Here is a 1463-nt window from a genome sequence, read left to right on the forward strand (position 1 = left end):
ATCTTATCTCCGCTTCCTGTCACCGTATTATAGTGCAAAGAGAGAGAATCTAGGGTAAAATTACTTCTTTCGGTCTTCCTATACCCGTTCTGCTGGAAATAGCTATCTAAAGCCTTGTTGATTTGTTCTCTCTCCGCTAACATATCCTCTTTAGATACGTTTTTAGAGAAATCAAGATCCAGATCGACAGAAAGCCGGGGAAGATCGAAAACAAGCAGGTTTATAGCCGTTCCCCCCTTCAGTAACAATTTACCGCTAAACTCCGGCTGATTGTTAAGGTCATTGAGGATATTGGATAATCGCATAACTTTCTCTATTCCAGCAACCGTAAAATTATTTTCTTTTGCTAGTCTAGTGATTTCTTCTTGTGTATAATCAAAACTCATAATATACTCCTTTCTCTATTTCTTTCATTACATCTTTAGGCGCACATACATTCCATTCCTTGAAATAGGTATCACAACGGGAAGGATTTGTAAGGTAACTTGTTGTATTACCCATCTTCTTTTTACATACATCGAAGAACATATCCGATAGGTTTAGTTGTTCCTGAAGCTGGGACAGGATGAATCCTGTACGTTGATACAGGCTTTTCTTTTGGTATAGCTTCAGGCATTCTAACATATCTTCTTCTATTACGGAATCCGGATCAACCTCGATTAAGGCAAATAACAGTTCTTCAATGCCACCGGCTAAGCCTATATTGTTTAAGCAGTCAATTATGGTTTGGCTGATCGATGTAACCGTGATAGGATAGCCGGTATCTTTTTTTGTAACCAATGGTTTGTATATAAACTGCAAAGGCTTATATACATAACGCTGGTTCAGGTACTCAAAAGACCGGAAGGGAGTAGAACTGTGCACATAAAGCCAGTTAAATTCCTGTGTCTGTAACATATAGAACTCTAATGCAGAATGATAAGCTAGGCAACCGTTATCAACGGAATTGCAAGCTATCTGATACTTGTTCTGTATGTTAGCCGGCAAATATACTCCCCGGCGAATATGTGATAACAAACCTCGCTTTTTCCAGCTGTAAAGACGGGATTTCATGGTGTTATATCCTACTGGTTGATCTATGCTTATCATGCCTGTTTCTTTATATTTAGATATTATATTACTCATTTTACTTAGAATTTATTTCAAAGATATCATATTTGATAGTATTGAGCAAATTTCTAAGTACTTTTTTATATTTAAACTTGATATTATCAATTAGTAGACAGATAATTAAGAATATACTTTCGGAAAAATATCCTCTTATCTTTTGCTGCCCTGTATGTTAATCCCTTCTATCCTTAGATATTTGTATAGGGTAGCTCTGGAAATTCCTACTATCCGGCAAACATCATCTATCGTGCCTATTTCATTTTGTAGATACTTGGTGTATTCTATAGCCGCTAGTTTAGCTTTTCTTTTAGCTTGATCTGTTAGACCGGGCTTGCGTCCTCCTATTCGTCCTT

The 1463-nt window shown here is 36.9% G+C and carries 3 protein-coding genes; all 3 read right to left on the minus strand.

All coding sequences use genetic code 11. From position 1 onward, the window contains the following. Positions 1 to 386 (minus strand): nucleotidyl transferase AbiEii/AbiGii toxin family protein (locus tag AB5Z01_RS13710; RefSeq protein ID WP_368365620.1); only part of this gene is annotated, 386 nt, incomplete at its 3' end. Further along, on the minus strand, positions 376 to 1125 hold the full coding sequence (locus tag AB5Z01_RS13715; RefSeq protein WP_032589374.1) for a hypothetical protein: 750 nt from the start codon (positions 1123 to 1125) through the stop codon (positions 376 to 378). The genes AB5Z01_RS13710 and AB5Z01_RS13715, both read right to left, overlap by 11 nt. A 135-nt stretch (positions 1126 to 1260) precedes the next feature. Further along, positions 1261 to 1463: helix-turn-helix domain-containing protein (locus AB5Z01_RS13720; protein ID WP_368365621.1), on the minus strand; the 203-nt coding region annotated here is incomplete at its 5' end.

This window comes from Ruminococcus sp. RTP21359st1_H3_RTP21359_211015 (genome assembly GCF_040909065.1).
GTDB classification, from domain to species: domain Bacteria; phylum Bacillota; class Clostridia; order Oscillospirales; family Ruminococcaceae; genus Hominimerdicola; species Hominimerdicola aceti.

Bases quoted from the DNA above. Each gene is read 5' to 3' on its own strand.
- AB5Z01_RS13715 (WP_032589374.1), bottom strand. From the start codon at position 1,125: ATGAGTAATATAATATCTAAATATAAAGAAACAGGCATGATAAGCATA.